The 17,984-nt window shown below is 70.5% G+C and carries 14 protein-coding genes; 6 read left to right on the top strand and 8 right to left on the bottom strand.

The features are described 5' to 3' along the window. Positions 1-88: 88 nt before the first annotated feature. The 6 genes from ACTWP9_RS27830 to ACTWP9_RS27805 form a co-directional block, all read right to left on the bottom strand. Positions 89-619, bottom strand: a complete 531-nt coding sequence (locus tag ACTWP9_RS27830; protein ID WP_443249040.1) for a DinB family protein — start codon at positions 617-619, stop codon at positions 89-91. After that, positions 616-2,661 (bottom strand): prolyl oligopeptidase family serine peptidase, encoded by a 2,046-nt coding sequence (locus ACTWP9_RS27825; protein WP_443249039.1) that lies wholly within the window; start codon positions 2,659-2,661, stop codon positions 616-618. Before ACTWP9_RS27825 ends, ACTWP9_RS27830 begins: the two co-directional genes overlap by 4 nt. A gap of 5 nt (positions 2,662-2,666) precedes the next feature. Continuing rightward, on the bottom strand, positions 2,667-4,178 hold the full coding sequence (locus ACTWP9_RS27820; protein ID WP_443249038.1) for a M20/M25/M40 family metallo-hydrolase: 1,512 nt from the start codon (positions 4,176-4,178) through the stop codon (positions 2,667-2,669). Then, complete coding sequence (locus tag ACTWP9_RS27815; protein ID WP_443249037.1) at positions 4,171-5,004, bottom strand: M55 family metallopeptidase; 834 nt, start codon at positions 5,002-5,004, stop codon at positions 4,171-4,173. The genes ACTWP9_RS27820 and ACTWP9_RS27815 overlap by 8 nt, the downstream gene beginning before the upstream one ends. Before the next feature lie 170 nt (positions 5,005-5,174). Continuing rightward, the gene (locus ACTWP9_RS27810; RefSeq protein ID WP_443249036.1) at positions 5,175-7,955 is read right to left on the bottom strand and encodes a DHA2 family efflux MFS transporter permease subunit; all 2,781 of its coding nucleotides are present in this window, start codon (positions 7,953-7,955) and stop codon (positions 5,175-5,177) included. Positions 7,956-8,198: 243 nt separating this feature from the next. Then, positions 8,199-8,651 carry an SRPBCC family protein gene (locus ACTWP9_RS27805; protein WP_443249035.1) on the bottom strand — a complete coding sequence of 151 codons (453 nt, stop codon included), beginning with the start codon at positions 8,649-8,651 and terminating at the stop codon, positions 8,199-8,201. A 176-nt stretch (positions 8,652-8,827) separates the two neighbouring features. Between ACTWP9_RS27805 and ACTWP9_RS27800 the strand changes: the two genes are divergently transcribed. The 3 genes from ACTWP9_RS27800 to hpnR all read left to right on the top strand — a co-directional run bounded on the left by ACTWP9_RS27800 (position 8,828) and on the right by hpnR (position 12,019). Next, the gene (locus ACTWP9_RS27800) at positions 8,828-9,928 is read left to right on the top strand and encodes an Rv2578c family radical SAM protein (RefSeq protein WP_443249034.1); all 1,101 of its coding nucleotides are present in this window, start codon (positions 8,828-8,830) and stop codon (positions 9,926-9,928) included. 13 nt (positions 9,929-9,941) lie between these two features. Continuing rightward, the gene (locus tag ACTWP9_RS27795) at positions 9,942-10,346 is read left to right on the top strand and encodes a RidA family protein (RefSeq protein ID WP_443249033.1); all 405 of its coding nucleotides are present in this window, start codon (positions 9,942-9,944) and stop codon (positions 10,344-10,346) included. Between the two features lie 146 nt (positions 10,347-10,492). Then, a complete protein-coding gene (gene hpnR / locus ACTWP9_RS27790; RefSeq protein WP_443249032.1) occupies positions 10,493-12,019 on the top strand; it encodes a hopanoid C-3 methylase HpnR in 1,527 nt (508 codons plus the stop codon). A 7-nt stretch (positions 12,020-12,026) separates the two neighbouring features. Here hpnR and ACTWP9_RS27785 read toward each other — a convergent pair whose 3' ends face one another. Then, entirely contained in the window at positions 12,027-12,569 is a 543-nt protein-coding gene (locus ACTWP9_RS27785; RefSeq protein ID WP_443249031.1) for a pyridoxamine 5'-phosphate oxidase family protein, read from the bottom strand. Between the two features lie 17 nt (positions 12,570-12,586). Further along, complete coding sequence (locus tag ACTWP9_RS27780; protein WP_443249030.1) at positions 12,587-13,234, bottom strand: HEAT repeat domain-containing protein; 648 nt, start codon at positions 13,232-13,234, stop codon at positions 12,587-12,589. A gap of 362 nt (positions 13,235-13,596) precedes the next feature. Here ACTWP9_RS27780 and ACTWP9_RS27775 point away from each other — a divergent pair, with 362 nt between their 5' ends. From ACTWP9_RS27775 to ACTWP9_RS27765, 3 genes are all read left to right on the top strand, one after another. Beyond that, a complete protein-coding gene (locus ACTWP9_RS27775; protein ID WP_443249029.1) occupies positions 13,597-15,381 on the top strand; it encodes a 3-hydroxyacyl-CoA dehydrogenase family protein in 1,785 nt (594 codons plus the stop codon). A gap of 101 nt (positions 15,382-15,482) precedes the next feature. After that, the gene (locus ACTWP9_RS27770; protein ID WP_443249028.1) at positions 15,483-16,274 is read left to right on the top strand and encodes a TetR family transcriptional regulator; all 792 of its coding nucleotides are present in this window, start codon (positions 15,483-15,485) and stop codon (positions 16,272-16,274) included. A 189-nt stretch (positions 16,275-16,463) separates the two neighbouring features. Then, a complete protein-coding gene (locus ACTWP9_RS27765) occupies positions 16,464-17,951 on the top strand; it encodes an amino acid permease (RefSeq protein ID WP_443249027.1) in 1,488 nt (495 codons plus the stop codon). Positions 17,952-17,984: the final 33 nt, after the last annotated feature.

The following is a 17,984-nucleotide window of genomic DNA, read 5'->3' as shown; positions in this document are numbered from 1 at the left end:
ACGCTCGTCAGGAAGCAGCCCCCTGGGCCCAAATCCCTACCTACTTCCATCAGTTGACGACTCAAGCCGCCGCTCACGTGCGTTCGCGCTACTCCCCCGTACCACCACCCGCCAGTTCCACCACCACATCGAGCTGGCCGACGTGCCGCGCGTACTCCTGGAGCAGATGGAAGAGGATCCAGGCGAGGGTGGGGGCCTCCTCCTCGGTGGGGAAGCGGCCGCCGACCGAAGCGCGCTGGTCGAGCTTGGCCGCGGACGTGACCCGCCGGGAGCGGTCGCACTGTGCTGCGTAGGCGTCGAGCACCTGCCGGGTGCTCATGCCCGCGGGCACCTGCCAGCGGTCCGACCCGTCGTCCGTCCTGTCGCCCCATGGGTCGGGCACCTGCTCGGCCGCGAAGCCCCAGTTCAGCCAGCGCTGTTCGACGTACTGGAGGTGGCGGATCAGCTCCAGTGGGGTCCATCCCGAAGGGAGGGGGGCGGCGCGCAGCTCCTCCTCCGGGAGCGCGGCGGCCTTGCGGAACAGGGTGCGGCGGTAGTGGTCGAGATAGCCCTCCAGCAGTTCGTGCGGGTCGGCGAGGGTCGGCGAGGGCTCGCCTTCGGGCAGCGGCGGGATGCTCATGTACCCAGCTCCAGCCGTGGAATGTCCTCGCGGCCCAGGTCGAAGGTCTGGGAGTACAGCGAGAGTTCGGCCTCCACCGCGCTGACGATCGTGTCGGCCCTGCGGAAGCCGTGCCCCTCGCCCTCGAAGGCGAGATAGGCGTGCGGGACGCCTCTGCCCTTGACCTGCTCAAGGAAGCGCTCGCACTGCACGGGCGGGCAGATCACATCGTCCAGCCCCTGGAGCAGCAGGAAGGGGACGGCGATTCGCTGTGCCCGGTGCAGCGGGGAGCGCTCGCGGTATCGCCCCGGAACCTCGGTGAGCGGGCCGACCAGGGATTCCAGATACTGCGACTCGAAGTCGTGGGTCTCGCCTGTGGCCCAGCCCGTCAGATCGAGGATGGGATAGGTGATGGTGCCGCAGGCGTACAGCCCCTCCGCCAGCGGTGAGGTGAGCGAGGCGGCGCTGGTCCAGCCGCCCGCGCTGCCGCCCCGGATGGCCAGCCGCTCCGGATCGGCGGTGCCCTCTCCGGCGAGGGTACGGGCCACTGCCGCGCAGTCCTCGACGTCCACGACGCCCCACTGCTGCCGCAGCCGGTTGCGGTACTCCCTCCCGTAGCCGGTTGAGCCGCCGTAGTTGACCTCTGCGACGCCGATACCGCGCGAGGTGAAGTAGGCGATCTCCAGATCGAGCACCAGCGGGGCGCGGCTGGTGGGCCCGCCGTGCACCCACACCACGTACGGGGGCAGCTCGCCCGCGGGCGCCGCGTGGTCGGGGTGGTGCGGCGGATAGATGTGGGCGTGGATGTCGCGCCCGTCGGGTCCGGTGAAGGTGCGGATCTGCGGCTCGGGGTAATAGGCCGGGTCCACATGGTCCTCGTGGTGCGAGGCCAGCACGACGGTGTGGCCGGTGCGGGTGTCCAGCTCGACGATCTCGTAGGAGGTGCGGGGGCTGGCGGCGATGCCGGTGACGCGGGAGTCGATGACGGCGAGCGAGGCCGCCCACTCCGTCCAGGGCCCGGCCGCGTCGACCAGTTCGCCCGTCTCCGGGTCGAGTACGCCCAGCCGCTGTGCGCCGCGGCCGTGCAGCGTGGCCACCAGTCCGCCGGGCAGCGGCGCGAACCAGCGCTGGCCGATCTTCCATGCGGCGCCCGCGAATTCCTCCTCGCGTGGGCACAGCGGCACCCGCGGGACTGCCGGGCCGCGGCCCGGCTCCGCTGCCTCGGCCCGCTCGGCGGCTTCCACGTCCATGCGTTGGAGGTTCCACCAGCCGCTCGCGTCCGAGGCGATCAGCAGCGAGCCGTCGGTCCCGAACTCGGCTTGGACCACCGACTCTTCGGGGCCGCCCGCGACCGCGCGCGGGGTCTCCAACGTGCCGTCGTCGGCGATCCGCGCGGTCATGACGCGGGTGCCGTCCCATGGCATCGCCGGGTGGTCCCAGGCAAGCCAGACCAGGCGCCGGCCGTCCGGGGCGAGCCGTGGCCCGGTCAGGAACCGGTCGCCGTCCCCGGTCAGCTCCCGCACCCGCGCGCGGTCCTCGGCCGCGGATCCGTCCAACGGCACGGCCGCCAGCACCCTGCGCAGTTCGGTGGGCGCCTCGCCGGTGAACTCCTCCAGCACGCACCAGACTTCACCCCGCTCCGGCAGCACCACGGGATCGCACCAGCGCAGCCCACCCTCGACGACGTCCGAGAGCGGGGACAGCGGACGAGGCGCGGCGCCTGGGGCATCGGGCTCCAAGGCGTAGAGCCGCTGGTCGGCGAAGTGGTTGAAGACGATCAGCGGTCCGCCCTCGGCGCGGGGCGCACCGGCCCAGGGCAGTCCGCCGTACTCGATCACGCGGTTGCGCACGTTCCACGGCGCCGGCAGCACGCTGACCGGTGGGCGCTGGCCGTCAGCGGCGCACCGCATCAGAGCGCGGCGTCCGGCTTCCTCGGGGCGCGGCTCGGTCCACCACAGTTCCTCACCGACGGAGCCGAGGAACTCGGGCCGCCCGTCGTGCGCGGCGACCATGCCGGCGTCGATCGGTGAGGGCCAGGTGCCGTAGGGGGCCTGGACGGACATGAGGGTCAGCCTCCTGACGGGGTGGTCGCGTCGCGGGTGGTGGAGTTGTCGTCGGCGGCGGCACCTCCCGGCCGGAGGCTGGAGGAGGGACGGTCGTCGCGAGCGGTCGAGCCGTGCGGGCTGCTCGGCGAGGGGGCGGCGGCGCTGCCGAGCAGCGCACGGTCCAGGACGCGGATGCCGAAGTGCAGTGCTTCCACGGGCACGCGCTCGTCAACGCCGTGGAACAGCGCCTGGTAGTCGAAGCCTTCGGGCAGTTTGAGCGGGGTGAAGCCGTAGCCCACGATGCCGAGCCGGGAGAACTGCTTGGCGTCCGTGCCGCCCGACATGCAGTAGGGCACCGCGTGTGCGCCCGGGTCGAAGTGCTCCAGCGCCTCGCTCATGACGGCGAACAGCGGGGAGTCCACCGGCGCTTGCAGCGGGACTTCCCGGTGCTGGAAGTCCCAGCTCACATCGGGGCCGGTCAGCGCGTCGAGGGTGGTGTGGAACTCCTCCTCGGCACCGGGCAGCATCCGGCCGTCCACCCGGGCCGTGGCCGTCCCCGGAATCACGTTGATCTTGTAACCGGCCTCCAGCATGGTCGGGTTGGCGCTGTTGCGCACGGTCGGCTCGACCAGTGCGGCGGCCCGGCCGAGCTGGGCGAGCAGCGCGTCCACCTCGGCGTCCTGTGCATCCGGGCCGAGCGGACGCAGCCCGTGCAGCTCCGCGAGTCGGGCGAGCGCGGCCCGCACGGTGGGGGTGAGCCGCACCGGCCATTCGTGCTCGCCGATGCGGTGGACGGCGGCGGCGAGACGGCTGACGGCGTTGGCGTGGTTGACCTTGGAGCCGTGGCCCGCCCTGCCGTGTGCGGTCAGCTTCAGCCAGGCCGTCCCGCGCTCCCCGGCCCCCACCGGGTAGAGCCGCAGGCCGGGCCCGGCGTGGTAGGTGAAGGCCCCGGACTCGCTGATGCCTTCCGTGCAGCCCTCGAACAGCTCCGGGTGCTCCCGTACCAGGAAATCCGAGCCGAACTCGGCGCTGTCCTCCTCGTCGGCGGTGAAGGCGAGGACGATGTCGCGGGGCGGCCGCACTCCCGCGCGGGCCCACGCTCGGACCAGGGAGAGGGCCATGGCGTCGGCGTTCTTCATGTCGATGGCGCCGCGGCCCCACACCACGCCGTCCCGGACCTCGCCGGAGAAGGGGTGCACCTTCCAGTCGGCAGCCTCGGCCGGCACCACGTCGAGATGGCCGTGCAGCAGCAGCGCCCCCGCGCCGGGGTCGGTGCCCTCGATCCTGGCCACCACGTTGGTGCGGCCGGCCTTCTTCTCCAGCAGGCGGGGTTCGATGCCCACGTCGGCGAGGCCCGAGGCGACGTACTCGGCGGCCGGGCGCTCGTTGCCCACCCCGCCGCCCTGGTTGGTGGTGTCGAGGCGGATCAACTCCGAGGTGGCCGTCACCACTTCATCGAAGACCTGTGCGTCGAGGTGGCCCTGCCCCGGTGCAGGCTTCATCGTGCCCTCTTTCCGTTCTGTCAGCTCAGCCATACTGTTCCTCCACCGCGGCCGAGACGACGGTCGTGACGGCCTTGAAGCACCGGATCGCCTCATAGGCGCTGGGCGAGGTGAAGGTGACGCGGCGTTCACCCGAGCGCTCGACGCCGGGCACGACGGTGGCGGCGCCCACCAGGTGCTCCGCGTCGAACTCGATCTCGATGGTGTGCGGTTCGGGTTCCGGCGGGGTGCGGCGCCCGGCCAGCGGAGCGGCGCGCCGGGCAGCGTCCCGGATGTCGGCGGCGGTGCGGGCCGGAGGACGGCAGACCGCGGCGTACCGCGAAACGTAGTCCTTGACGGCGACGCCCAGTGCCTCGGGTGCATAGCCCTTGGCGTCTTCGACGGTGCGGTCGTCGCCCGTCACCAGCACGACCGGCACGCCGTACTCGGCGGCCACCAGCGTGTTGAGGTATCCCTCGCTCGCCCGCGTGCCGTCGGCCCATACGCCCGTAAGGGAATTGGCGAGGTAGGTGTGCGCAAGGACGCCTTCACTGCCGGCGCCGGTGTGATAGCCGACGTAGGCGATGCCGTCCACATCGCCGTGCTGGATGCCTTCGACCATGGACAGGGACTTGTGCCGACCGGTGATCATCTCGGCCCGCTCGTCCAGCTTCTCCAGCAGAAGATTGCGCATGGTCCAGTGCGCCTCGTTGATGAGCACCTCGTCAGCGCCCGCCTCGAAGAAGCCCCTGACAGCCGCGTCCACATCCGAGGTGAACAGCGACCGGCAGCGCTCCCACTGCGGCGTGCCCGGCAGGACGTCCGCCGGCCAGGTGACTCCCGTTGCGCCCTCCATATCGGCGCTGATGAGGATCTTCATGTCCGGAACGGTACGCGGTCGCCAACAGCCAGGACACCCCTGTGGATAACTCCACTGGTCCACACCATTCGTTTTCACTCAGGCGGGTGAGGACCTCTCTGCACCCGCCGCTGACCTGCGCGTTCAGCGCCGCGAGCGTCGCATCGTGCGGCCGGGTGACGGGCCCGCGATCAGTCCTCGTGCCCCAGTTGCAGATCGCGCTCGGTCCGCCCGCCACCGGCGATCTGGAGCACGGTCGCGACCGGCGGATAGCCGGCGGCCACCACCGTGTACTCGCCCGAGGCCAGGTCGACGAAGCGGAAGACGCCGTCGGCGGCGGTCGTCGCCGTGTCGACGACGTTGCCGGCCGCGTCCAGCAGCGTCACTCTGGCGTCCTCGACGGGCCGCCCGCCGGTGGCCCGTACGGTGCCGCGCAGCACCGCGCCGCCGGCCAGTTCGATGTCCTGCCTCGTTTCGCGGGACGCCTGTACGGAGACGGGCAGTGCGGCCGGGCGGTAGACGGGCGCGCTGGCCGCCAGCGTGTACTCGCCGGCGACGAGTTCGGTGATGACGTAGCTGCCCTCGCGGCTGCTGCGGGTGGTGGCGACGACCTCGCCGCGTACGTCGGTGAGCGTGACGATGGCGTCCTTGACGGGGTTGCCGTCGGCAGTCAGTACGTTGCCGGCCAGCCGCCCCGCACCGCCGAGCACCACATCGAGGTCGACGGGCCGCTCGCCCACGGTGACGCTGACCGCGCGCGGCTGGTGCCCGCACGCCGCCGCGATCAGCATGTAGGAGCCCTCCCCCGGTGTGCTCAGCGCGTACCGCCCGTCATCTCCTGTGGCGCCGCGTCCGATCTGCCGCCCCGCGGTGTCGACGAGCGTGAGTGCCGCACGCGGGACGGCGCTCCCGTCGTGGTGCCGCACGGTGCCGCAGACCGGAACGCCTGCGGCGTACGGCGTGGACTGCGACTGGGGCCGCGGTGCAGCGCCGTTGGCGTCGGGCGCGGGCGCTGTGGGTGCTTCGGCTTCGGCGGTTCGGGCCGACGGCACGGGCGTGTGCTGGGACACCAGGGGTTTCTCCTTGAGGAAGAGGGACAGTGCCAGCCCGAGGACGAGCACCGGAACGAGGTAGAGGAAGATCCGCGGCATCGCGTCCGCGTACGCCTGGACGTAGCCGTCGCGCAGTGGCGCGGGCAGTGCGCGCACGAGCTGCGGGGTGATCGAGTCGGGGTCGGGCAAGTCGCCCTCCCCTCGGGGGAGTTCGCGGGCAAGGGCGTCCGCGATCCGGTGTACGAGGAGGGTGCCGAAGAGGGCGGCACCGACGCTGCCGCCGATCTGCCGGAAGTAGTGGTTGGCGCTGGTGGCGGCCCCGAGGTCGGTGGGCTTCACCGAGTTCTGCACGGCCAGCACCAGCACCGGCAGCACGAAGCCGATACCCAGGCCGAGGATGCCCGACCAGACCCCGAAGACCAGACGTGAGGTGTCCGCCTCCAGCTTGGAGAGCAGCCACATGCCTTCGGCGGAGAGGGCGCACCCCAGGACAGGGAAGATCTTGTAGTGCCCGGTACGGGAGATCAGCTGCCCGGAGAGGAGCGAGGAGACAACGATCCCGCACATCAGCGGCAGCATCAGCAGCCCCGACGAGGTGGCGCTGACGCCCTCGACCATCTGCAAGAAGCTCGGCAGATAGCCGGCAGCGCCGAACAGCGCGATACCGATGGCCGCGCCCACCAGTCCGGTGACGTTGAAGACGGAGTCGCGGAACAGCCGCAGCGGCAGCACCGGTTCGGGCGCGAAGCGCTCGGCGATGAGCAAGAGCACCCCGCTGACCAGCGCCCCGACGGCCAGCCCGAGGATGACGCGGTCGTCCCAGGCGTAGGTCGTACCGCCCCAACTGGCGAGCAGGACGAGGCAGGTGGAGAAAACCGCCATCAGCAGCGCACCCAGGATGTCGAGCCGGGGGCGCACCGCGGCGCGCGGCAGCTTGAGGGCGAAGGCGGTGACCAGGAAGGCGAGCAGGCCCACCGGTACGTTGAACCAGAAGCACCAGCGCCACGACAGATCGTCGGTGAACCAGCCGCCCAGCAGCGGACCGGCGATGGATGCCAGTCCGAACGCGGCGCCGATCAGGCCCAGGTAGCGCCCGCGTTCGCGCGCCGGCACCACGTCCGCGACGATCGCCTGCACACCGATCACGAGCCCGCCCGCGCCGGTGCCCTGCACGGCGCGGGCGGCGATCAGCTCCTCCATCGATCCGGCCCAGCCCGCCAGTGCCGAGCCGGCGGTGAAGGCGCCGATGGCGAAGAGGAAGAGCCCTTTGCGGCCGAAGAGGTCGCCGAGCTTTCCGTGGACGGGCAGCCCGATGGCCATGGCCAGGAGATATACGGTGACGGCCCAGGACATCTGGCGAAGGCCGTCGAGTTCACCGACGATCTCGGGAAGTGCCGTGACGACAATGGTCTGTTCGAGCGCGGCAAGCAACAGGGACAGCAGCAGCGCCCCGAGGACGAGCCGAAGGCGGCGCGGCGAGAGGGAGACCTCCGACTTGCCGCCGTCCGGCACCAAGGCTTCGGCCCGGGCGACCGACTGCGGCCGCCCCGACCCGATGGCCGCCTCAGCAGCCTCCGGCCCGCACGCCTGCGCCGCACCCTCCGGCCCGTACGCGGGCGCCGACGCTTCCGGCCCGTACGCGGGCGCCGACGTTTCCGGGCCGTACGCCCCTGCTGACGTTTCCGGCCCGTACGCAAACTGCGCCGAGGGCTGCCGCGCGGCCACGTCCGTCTCGGTGGGGTCAAGTGCGGGCGCCGGTACCGGAGTGACCGTTACGGGAACATCGCGCTGGCCCGGCAGTTCCAGAGTGACCTCGACGGCGGCGGGGGCGGGCGCTCCCCAGCCGGGCTGAAGCGCCGCTCCTGTTACGGGATTCTCGTCGCCCCTGCTGTCGAGGATGGCCCCGCCCGTTCCGCCCATCGCACTCCCCTTGCCGCTGCCTGTGGGGGAGTATTTCTCGCATTGCACGACAAGAGCGTTCAAGCACGGTTCGCGTGCGCGGCGTGGGACTGATGGGGCTCAACGCGGTTGCCCAGAGGCATCTGTCGGGCTGCCGAACAGGGGTTTTCGCCGATGAGATGGAGGGCCCGCGCAGCAGCGCCCTCCACCGGAAACCACTCGATCCGGTGAGGGCGCGCCGCGCCAGGAGGGCAGCGGAGGAGGTCAGCCGGCCTGTTCCAGCTTGGCGGCCAGCCGCTGCAGCACCTCGTCGTAGATGCGGGCCAGGCCCTTGGGAGCAAAGGTCTTCTCGAAGAAGCCGCCGATGCCGCCCGCACCGTTCCAGACCGTCGTCACGGTGACCCGGGCCGTCTTCTCCTGGCTGCCCGGAGTCACCCGCCAGGTGGTGACCATCGAGGAGTTGCGGTCCTTCTCCACCAGTTCGCCGTCGGTGGGCTCGGTGACCTCAAGCAGGCAGTCCCGGATGCGCTTGCTGGTCGCCTGGAGCTTCCAGTGCACGAGGGTGCCCTCGCCGTCGCCGCCTTCCCGGACCTCGTACTCGCTGAACTGCGCGGGGAGCAGTTCGGCCCGGGTACCGCTGTAGTCGGCCAGCGCGTCGAACACCTCATCGGGCCCGGCGGCGATCTCCCGCTGCGTGGTCGCCTCGACCTGCGCCATGACTCCTCCTGTGAATTGGACGGCCTGTGATGGAACGGGTGGCCAGCCAATCACCCTCGGGTCCGCTCCCCAAATCCGGCTTGACACGGTCGATGCGAACGAGTGTTCTATTATCTGGTACGGAGAAGCGACAGTGCCGCCAGAGGGACGCGACACCATCACCGAGGAGGCCACAGATGCGCTGGGACGAGCTGAGGGACGCCGACGAACACAGCCGGACCGCCGCGCCCGCCCTCTTCGACACCTCCGCCGTCACAAGCCGTACGTTCGACACCCCAGAGTTCCGCGGCATGACCTTCCACGAGGTGCGGGCCCGCTCACTGGTGAACCGGGTGCCCGGCGCGTCACGGATGCCGTTCGAATGGACCGTGAACCCGTACCGGGGCTGCTCCCATGCGTGCGTCTACTGCTTCGCCCGTAAGACGCACAGCTATCTGGACCTGGATACGGGAGAGGGCTTCGACACCCAGATCGTGGTGAAGGTGAACGCACCGGAGCTGCTGCGCAAGGAGCTGAGCAGCCCCCGCTGGCGCGGCCAGCACATCGCCATGGGCACGAACGTCGACTGCTACCAGAGGGCGGAAGGACGCTACCGGTTGATGCCGGGCGTTCTGACAGCGCTGCGCGACTACGCGACCCCGTTCTCCATCCTCACCAAGGGCACACTCATCCTCCGCGACCTGGACCTGCTGCGCTCGGCCGCCGCCATCACGGACGTCGGGATCTCGGTGTCCGTCGGCTTCACCGACGAGGAACTGTGGCGCACCGTCGAGCCCGGCACCCCGGCCCCGGAGCGGCGGCTGGATGTCGTACGGCAGCTCTCGGAGCACGGCATTCCGTGCGGTGTGCTGATGGCACCAGTTATCCCGTTCCTCGGCGACTCTCCGGCGCAGTTGCGTACCACCGTCCGCGCCATCGCGGCGGCGGGAGCCACGTCCGTGACGCCGCTCGCGCTGCATCTGCGGCCCGGCGCCCGCGAGTGGTACTTCCGCTGGCTGCACCAGCACCACCCGCAACTGGTGCGGCACTACGAGGCGCTCTACTCGGCCGGTGCGTACGCGCCCAAGTGGTACCAGCGGCGCATCACACGGCAGGTCCACGAGCTGGCCGCCGAGTACGGCGTGGGCCCTTCGACGTCCGGGGCCGCACGCCGGATCGAGGCAGCCGCACCGACGACCGCACCGACGGCCGGCGCGGCGGCGGACGAGGCAACGGGCGAGGCGGCGTTCGGCGACGGGAGCGCGGAAAACCACTGCACACAGCTCACCCTGCTCTGACAGCATGCGCCGCATGTCATCAGCACTCACCCACATCGCCACCCCCGAAGGTCTCGCGCCCGGGAACGGCTACAGCCATCTGGTCATCGGCGAGGGCAGGTTCATCGCGATATCCGGTCAGGTGGCGCTCGACGCGGACGGCAAGGTCGTCGGCGAGGGCGATCACACAGCTCAGGCCGAGCAGGTGTTCGCCAACCTTCAGCGCTGTCTGGACGAGGCGGGTGCCGGCTTCGGCGACGTCGTGAAGTTCACCTTCTTCGTGACCGACCTGGCAGTCATGCCCGCACTGCGCGCCGTACGCGACCGGTATCTCGACCCCGAACGGCTCCCCGCGTGCAGCGCCGTGCAGGTGGCCGGGCTGGTGCGGCCCGAACTGCTCATCGAGATCGAGGCGCTCGCCGTGACCGCTCCGGGCTGACTCGGGCATATGTGCGCGGACCGGCGTGTCCCAGGACGTAAGAGCGGTTAACAGATAATTTCCTCGAAGGGGCATAACCCTGGCCAGGGCTTCCCTGGCCACGACCGCACGCCGACCGCCTTGCCCTGGAGATCTGGAGCGCCTGTATGCGCCTGCTGCTGGTCCACCCGAGTGCGTTGATGTATTCGGAAATCTTCCTCCGCCTGGAGCCGCTCGGTCTGGAGCGCGTGGCCGCCGCCGCCAGGGAAGCGGGGCACCAGGTGCGCGTGGTCGACCTGCAAGTTCTCAGCCGGAAGCTGCTGGAGCAGGAGCTGCGCTCCTTCCGGCCCGAGGCGCTGGGCATCTCCCTCAACTACCTGGCCAACATCCCCGAGGCCATCGAGATCGCCCACAGCGCGAAGGCGGCGGCGCCCGGGTGTTTCGTCTTCTTCGGCGGCCACAGCATCTCCTTCATCGGCGACCATGTGCTGGAACAGGCCGAGGGCGCGGTCGACGCCATTGCCCGGGGAGAGGGCGAGACCGTCGTCGTCCCGCTGCTGGAGGCCGCACGGGACAACGCGGCCCACACGGTGCCCGGCGTGGTGACGGCGGACGGGCGCGGCCCGGCCCCGAAGATGCTGGACAGCATCGACCGGCCGCGCCCGGCGCGGGATCTGATGCGCCGCCGCAACCGCTACTTCATCGGCGAACTGGACCCGTGCGCCTCCATCGAGTTCACCCGCGGCTGTCCCTGGGACTGTTCCTTCTGCTCCGCGTGGACGTTCTACGGCCGCAGCTACCGGCGGGCAACGCCGGAGGCGGCGGCCGAGGAGATGGCTTCCATCCGGGAGCCCAACGTCTTCATCGTCGACGACGTCGCCTTCATCAAGCCCGACCACGGCCACGGCATCGCCGCCGAGCTGGAGCGCCGCAACATCCGCAAGCGCTACTACCTGGAGACCCGCGCGGATGTCCTGCTGCGCAACGAGGAGGTCTTCGAACGCTGGACGCAGCTGGGCCTGAAGTACATGTTCCTCGGTATGGAGGCCCTGGACGCCGAAGGGCTCGATCAGTTCCGCAAGCGCATCAGCCCGGACGAGAACTTCAGGGCGCTGGAGGCGGCCCGGCGGATGGGCATCAGTGTGGCGATCAACCTGATCGTCGATCCGGGGTGGGACGAGGAGCAGTTCCGCCTGGTACGCGAGTTCGCACTGGCGGTGCCGGAGATCGTGCACCTGACCGTCATGACGCCGTACCCGGGCACGGAGGTCTGGCACACCGAGGCCCGCCAGCTCACCACCCGCGACTACCGGCTCTTCGACATCCAGCACGCCGTCGTGCCCACCCGGCTGCCGCTGGAGCAGTTCTACCGGGAGCTCGTCAGCACCCAGGCCGTCATCAACCGCAAGCACCTGGGCCTGAGCACCGCCATCGGCGCCCTCCGGGTGCTGGGCCGCAATCTGGCCCACGGCCAGACGAACTTCGCCCGCATGCTGTGGAAGTTCGGCCGGGTCTACAACGCCGAACGGCAGATTGCCGACCACGCGCGCCCGGTCACCTACGAGCTGCCGGTTCCCGAGCGCCGCGGCGCCCCCGGGCGCAAGGAGCTGTTCGTCCATACGATCGGCCGCTCGGGATCCCGCTCCCAGGAGACGGGGCAGCAGCCGAAGACCGGGCCGGCCTCGGCTCCGTAGCCCGCCCTCAGCCCACCGGGTCTTCGCGCGGCGGTGCGTCGTCGTTGCCGCGCCGGATGGTGCGCAGCGGCCTGCCCGGCCGCCAGGTACGGAAGACGATCTCCTCCCCCTCGATGCTGACCCGCACCACCTCTTCGACCGCCACCCGGAAGAGGTGGAACACCTCGGGAATCCCGCCGTTCGGGACGCCCGCGGCCCACCGGGCGATCTCGTCCGGGTCCGTGACCTCCACCGCGCGTCCCGAGACCCGCACGTCTCCCCCGTCCATCTCCGTGCCCGATCCGGGGTTGGCGTACATCGCGAAGCGCGGGTCGCGCCGCAGGTCCAGCGCCTTCAGCGAGTTCGGCATCATCCCCAGCCACATCTCGCCCGCCCGGAAGTCCGCCTCCAGCCCGGTCAGCCGCGGCGACCCGTCCTTGCGCAGGGTGGCCAACACATGGTGGGTGTACTTCTTGAACCGCTGCTCGACCGTCTCGGCGAAACCGGGCTCCGCCTTCCGGAACCCGTCCCAGCTGACACCGTTCGACATCTGCACGTTCTGCGTCGTCATACGGCCAGCGTGCCGCCCTAACCAGACATCCGCTGTCCGGAATTCCGGCGCGCGTTCTCCGCGCCTTCGCCGCGCCGTGCCTGGGTGGGGATCCGGGCCAGGGCCGCCTTCGCGGACGGGGACAGTCGGTGGTGCTCCGCCGCCGCGTCCAGTACCGGGATCGCGCGTTTGTCGCCCAGGGCGCCGAGACCGACGACACACGCCTCCGCGATCGGCCAGTAGTGCAGGGGGCCGATCAGCAGACGCTGGAGGACGTTGATGAGGGTGGGAACCGACTCGGGGGCACGCAGTGCGGTCAGCAGCCGGACCGGGTAGAGCGCGTAGGCGGTACGCAGCTCGTTGGTGGCCAGGGCCGCTGCCGCCTTGGCCGTACGGGGATCGCGCAGCCGCTCCAGCGCCTGGGCCGCGCTGGCGCAGCAGACCGGATCGCGGTAGTTCAGCATGAAGACGAGGGTCTCGAAGGCCCTCCGGTCGCCGGCGCTGCCGAGCGCGAAGGCGGCGATCTCGCGGGCCCACAGCGGCCGTTCGGTCTCCACGAGCACGGCGGCGAGCTGGTCGCGCGCCTCCGTGCTGCGCTGCCTGGCCAGCGTGACCAGACGTGCGTACTCGACGGGCTCGGCCTCGGGCCGCACACGGTCGATCAGCGCTCGGAACGCGTCGCCCACTCCGGCTCCCCCTCACGTGCTGAGTTCCACAGCGGTGGAAGTCTTCCTACCCCTGGCTTTATGGTTACCCACGAGTTAAGGTGCTCATCAGAGCGGTATCCCCGCTCAGGCGGTTTGGTGACGCAGCCGCCGAGAGTGACGTCGGTTCGGCAGCGGACCCACCACGCGCGCAGGCGCGCCGGGTCCGTACGGACCGCCTCGTGACCGGGCCCCGGGACAGGGCCGCGCAGCGGGGCGTGACCGGTAACTCCCCTGCCCTGCGCGTGCATACGCACATGCGCCCGGTAGTGCACGAAACCCTCACCCTCATCAACCACTCCCCCCTCACGGGGGGCCTGTGTCACACCCTCTGGAGTCCCCTGATGGACCGTCCTCCCCTGCGCACGATCGCCGTCGTCGGCCTCGGCACGATGGGTACCGGCATCGCCGATATTCTCGCCCGCGCCGGGCGAGAGGTCATCGGCATCGACACGAACGAAGCAGCCGCGCGGCAGGCCGTTGCCGCACTGGAGTCCTCCACTGCGCGCTCGGTGGAGCGCGAGCGGATGACACAGAGCGAGCGTGGGGACGTGCTGGCACGTTTCCGTACCTCCACCGGTCTCGAAGCGGCGGCCGAGGCCGATCTGGTCATCGAGGTGGTGCCGGAGGACTACGACACCAAGTGCCAGGTCTTCGCCGAGCTGGACACCGTCGTCAAGCCGGACACCATCCTGGCGACCGGCACCAACGCGCTGTCGGTGACTCGGCTGGCCGCCGACTCGGACCGGCCCGAACGCGTGCTGGGGCTGCACTTCTTCAACCCGGCACCCGCGATGAAGCTGGTGGAGATCGTCTCCTCGGTGCTCACCTCCCCACAGGCCGTCGCCGCCGTCACCGAACTGGCCCGGGAGTTGGGCAAGGATCCGATCGCGGTCGGTGACCGTCCCGGGTTCGTCGCCGACGGGCTGCTGTTCGGATACCTGAACCAGGCCGCCGCGATGTACGAGTCTCGCTACGCCACTCGTGAGGACATCGACTCCGCCATGAAACTGGGGTGCGGTCTGCCGATGGGCCCGCTGGCCCTCCTCGATCTGATCGGTATCGACACGGCACGCACCGTACTGGAGGCCATGTACGAGCAGTCGCACGAGCGGCTGCACGCCCCGGCGCCGATCCTGCGGCAGTTGAGCGAGGCCGGGCTGACGGGACGTAAGGCGGGCCGGGGCTTCTACGCCTACGCGGCGCCCGGCAGCTCCGAGGTGGTGCCCGACGTGCTCACCCCCGACCCGGCGGCCCCCCGCACAGCAGGCCGCCCCGTCACGGCGGTGGGCGTCGTGGGCTCGGGGACGATGGCGGGCGGCATCGCGGAGGTCTTCGCCAAAGCCGGCTACCCGACGGTGCTGGCGGCGCGCAGCGAGCAGAAGGCGCAGACCGCGAAGGAGCGCGTCGCGCGGTCGCTGGAGCGTTCGGTCAAGAAGGGCCGGATGACGGCCGAGGACCGGGACGCCACCCTGGCGCTGATCACCCCGGCCGGTTCGCTGGACGCGCTCGGCGCCGCGGATCTGGTGGTCGAGGCGGTGGCCGAAGACCTCGGCGTCAAGCGGGAGTTGTTCCGGCGCCTGGACACGGTCTGCAAACCGGGAGCGGTGCTGGCAACCACCACCTCCTCGCTGCCGGTGGTCGCCTGCGCCCGCGCCACCTCCAGGCCGCACGACGTGATCGGCATGCACTTCTTCAACCCGGCTCCGGCCATGAAGCTGGTGGAGGTCGTCTCCACGGTGCTGACGGCTGAGGACGCTCAGGCCACCGTCCGCGAGATCTGCACCAAGATCCGCAAGCACCCGGTGGACTGCGGTGACCGCGCGGGATTCATCGTCAATGCGCTGCTTTTCCCGTACCTGAACAACGCCGTGAAGATGGTCCAGGAGCACTACGCCTCGCTGGACGACATCGACGCCGCGATGAAGCTCGGCGGCGGCTATCCGATGGGGCCCTTCGAGCTGCTGGACGTGGTGGGCCTGGACGTCTCGCTCGCCATCGAGCGGGTGCTGCACGAGGAGTTCCGCGACCCCGGGCTGGCACCGGCTCCACTGCTGGAGCACCTGGTCGCCGCGGGCTGTCTGGGCAGGAAGACGGGGCGCGGCTTCCGTGAGTACGCACGCCGGTGACCGGCGTCGGCACCGGATGGGGCGGGCTGTTGGAGCCGTCGGCAGGCAGCCCGGCGAACAGCCCGTCCCCCGAGTCCGTCACGGCGTGTAACGTTCACCACATGCCAGAGCCCGAGAAGAACTCCCGTACGACCAGCCAGCGTGCGAACGGTGCTGCCACCCAGCGACTCAGGGTGCGCCGTGAGTTGGCCGCCGCTGCCATGGAGCTCTTCGCCACGAAGGGTTACGAAGCGACGACGGTGGATGAGATCGCGGCGACAGCGGGCGTCGCACGGCGCACCTTCTTCCGGCACTTCCGCTCCAAGGAAGAAGCGATCTTCCCCGACCACGACGACACCCTCGTCCGCGCCCAGGCAGTGCTGGAGGCCGCGCCCGCGCACGAGCATCCGCTGGACACCGTGTGCCGTGGCATCAAGGAAGTCATGAAGATGTACGCCGCCTCACCGAAGGGCAGCGTGGAGCGGTACAAGCTCACCCGTGAGGTACCGGCGCTGCGGGAGCGGGAGATCGCCTCCGTGGCGCGCTACGAGCGGCTGTTCACCCGCTATCTGCTGGGCCACTTCGACGAGGAGGCGCACCGCGACGGCGTCAGCGGCTACGACGAGCCGCTGCTGGCCGAGGTGGCGGCCTCCGCCGTGGTGACCGCGCACAACCATGTGCTGCGGCGCTGGCTGCGCTCGGGCGCGGCCGGCGATGTGATGGCGCAGCTCGACCATGCCTTCGCCATCGTGCGGCGTACGTTCGGCACCGGTTTCGGTGCGCACCGTCCGAGCGCCGAGCAGCCCGCGGCGACCGTGGAGCGCCGGGACGAGGTGCTGGTGACCGTCGCCCGTACCGACGCCCCGCTCGGCGAGATCATGTCCACCATCGAACGCGCGCTCTCCCAGAACTGAACGCTCTGCTCCGCGGCCACGCCCCCTGAGGGAGTCGGGTGAATTGCGCCCGCGCTCCGCCCCGCGTGCCCGCTCCCGTCCCGGCGAGCGGAAACCATGGCGCCAAGGCGACGTGGAGGTGCGGCAGTGTCGGTGGCGCCGGGCGGGGCCAGAGGCCCCAGGCACAAGGCGAAGAGATCCAGGCCGTGGTTGCGGACCAAGACCGTCGAGGAGTCGATCCTCGACACCGACGATCCCGAGCGCGGGCTGCGCAGATCGCTCTCCGCACTCGATCTGACGGTCTTCGGCGTCGGCGTGATCATCGGCACCGGCATCTTCGTGCTGACCGGCCAGGTCGCCAAGTCGACTGCGGGCCCTGCGGTGGCCATCTCGTTCGCCGCTGCCGGGGTGGTGTGCACGCTGGCCGCGCTGTGCTACGCCGAGTTCGCCTCCACCGTCCCGGTGGCCGGTTCCGCCTACACCTTCGCGTACGCCTCACTCGGTGAGCTCGCGGCCTGGATCATCGGCTGGGACCTGGTGCTGGAGCTGGCGCTGGGCTGCGCGGTGGTGGCGGTCGGCTGGTCGGGATACGTACGTTCGCTGCTGGACAGCATCGGCTGGAATCTGCCGGATTGGCTCTCGGGCACCAGCGACCAGAGCGGGTTCGGCTTCGATGTGCTGGCGTGTGTGCTGGTGCTGCTGCTGACGGTGATCCTGGTGATCGGCATGAAGCTGTCGGCCCGGGTCACCTCCACCGTCGTGGCGATCAAGGTGGGCGTGGTGCTGCTGGTGATCGTCGCCGGCGCCTTCTTCATCACGGCCGACAACTACGACCCCTTCATCCCGCCCGCCCGGGGCGCCGTGGATTCCGGGTCCGGGTTCGCGGCACCGCTGATCCAGCTGATGTCCGGGTACGAGCCGACCACGTTCGGCATCATGGGCATCTTCACCGGCGCCGCCGTCGTCTTCTTCGCGTTCATCGGCTTCGACGTGGTGGCCACGGCCGCCGAGGAGACCCACAACCCGCAGCGTGACATGCCGCGCGGCATCCTCGGCTCGCTGATCATCTGCACGGTGCTGTACGTCGCGGTCTCGATCGTGGTCACCGGGATGCGCAAGTACTCGGAACTGACCGTGGACGCTCCGCTGGCGGACGCGTTCAAGGCCGTCGACGAGCCGTTCTGGGCCGGGCTGATCAGCTTCGGCGCGGCAGTCGGGCTGACGACGGTGTGCATGATCCTGCTGCTGGGGCAGTCGCGGGTGTTCTTCGCGATGAGCCGGGACGGGCTGCTGCCGCCGGTCTTCGCCCGGGTGCATCCGCGCTTCGGCACGCCGTACCGCTCGACCATCCTGCTCGGTGTGCTCGTCGCGATCGTCGCGGGCTTCGTCAGCCTCTCCGAGCTGGCCGAACTGGTGAATATCGGGACGCTCTTCGCGTTCGTCGTGGTGGCGCTGGGTGTCATCATCCTGCGGCGTACCCGGCCGGATCTGCCGCGCGCCTTCCGTACGCCGCTGGTGCCCGCGCTGCCGATCGCCTCGGTGCTGACCTCGCTGTGGCTGATGCTCAACCTGCCTGCCGAGACCTGGGCGCGGTTCGGGGCCTGGATGGCAGTGGGGGCCGTGCTGTACGCGGGGTACGGGCGGGGGGGGGGGAGGGGGGGGGGGGGGGGGGGGGGGGTCCCGCACCACGTGCCGTAGGGGCGCCTTGCGCTGGGGAGGGAGTGCCCTGCC

Origin of the sequence: Streptomyces sp. 3N207, from assembly GCF_052246355.1 — a bacterium.
Lineage (GTDB): Bacteria > Actinomycetota > Actinomycetes > Streptomycetales > Streptomycetaceae > Streptomyces.
The sequence above is the reverse complement of the archived record's forward strand: the minus strand, read 5'-3'. Positions and strand labels throughout refer to the sequence as shown.

Coding starts and splice junctions, on each gene's coding strand:
- ACTWP9_RS27820 (WP_443249038.1), bottom strand. CDS start 4,178: ATGGCTGAGCTGACAGAACGGAAAGAGGGCACGATGAAGCCTGCACCG.
- ACTWP9_RS27805 (WP_443249035.1), bottom strand. CDS start 8,651: ATGGCGCAGGTCGAGGCGACCACGCAGCGGGAGATCGCCGCCGGGCCC.
- ACTWP9_RS27775 (WP_443249029.1), top strand. CDS start 13,597: ATGGACCGTCCTCCCCTGCGCACGATCGCCGTCGTCGGCCTCGGCACG.
- ACTWP9_RS27825 (WP_443249039.1), bottom strand. CDS start 2,661: ATGTCCGTCCAGGCCCCCTACGGCACCTGGCCCTCACCGATCGACGCC.
- ACTWP9_RS27800 (WP_443249034.1), top strand. CDS start 8,828: ATGCGCTGGGACGAGCTGAGGGACGCCGACGAACACAGCCGGACCGCC.
- ACTWP9_RS27795 (WP_443249033.1), top strand. CDS start 9,942: ATGTCATCAGCACTCACCCACATCGCCACCCCCGAAGGTCTCGCGCCC.
- ACTWP9_RS27830 (WP_443249040.1), bottom strand. CDS start 619: ATGAGCATCCCGCCGCTGCCCGAAGGCGAGCCCTCGCCGACCCTCGCC.
- ACTWP9_RS27810 (WP_443249036.1), bottom strand. CDS start 7,955: ATGGGCGGAACGGGCGGGGCCATCCTCGACAGCAGGGGCGACGAGAAT.
- ACTWP9_RS27815 (WP_443249037.1), bottom strand. CDS start 5,004: ATGAAGATCCTCATCAGCGCCGATATGGAGGGCGCAACGGGAGTCACC.
- ACTWP9_RS27785 (WP_443249031.1), bottom strand. CDS start 12,569: ATGACGACGCAGAACGTGCAGATGTCGAACGGTGTCAGCTGGGACGGG.
- hpnR (WP_443249032.1), top strand. CDS start 10,493: ATGCGCCTGCTGCTGGTCCACCCGAGTGCGTTGATGTATTCGGAAATC.
- ACTWP9_RS27770 (WP_443249028.1), top strand. CDS start 15,483: ATGCCAGAGCCCGAGAAGAACTCCCGTACGACCAGCCAGCGTGCGAAC.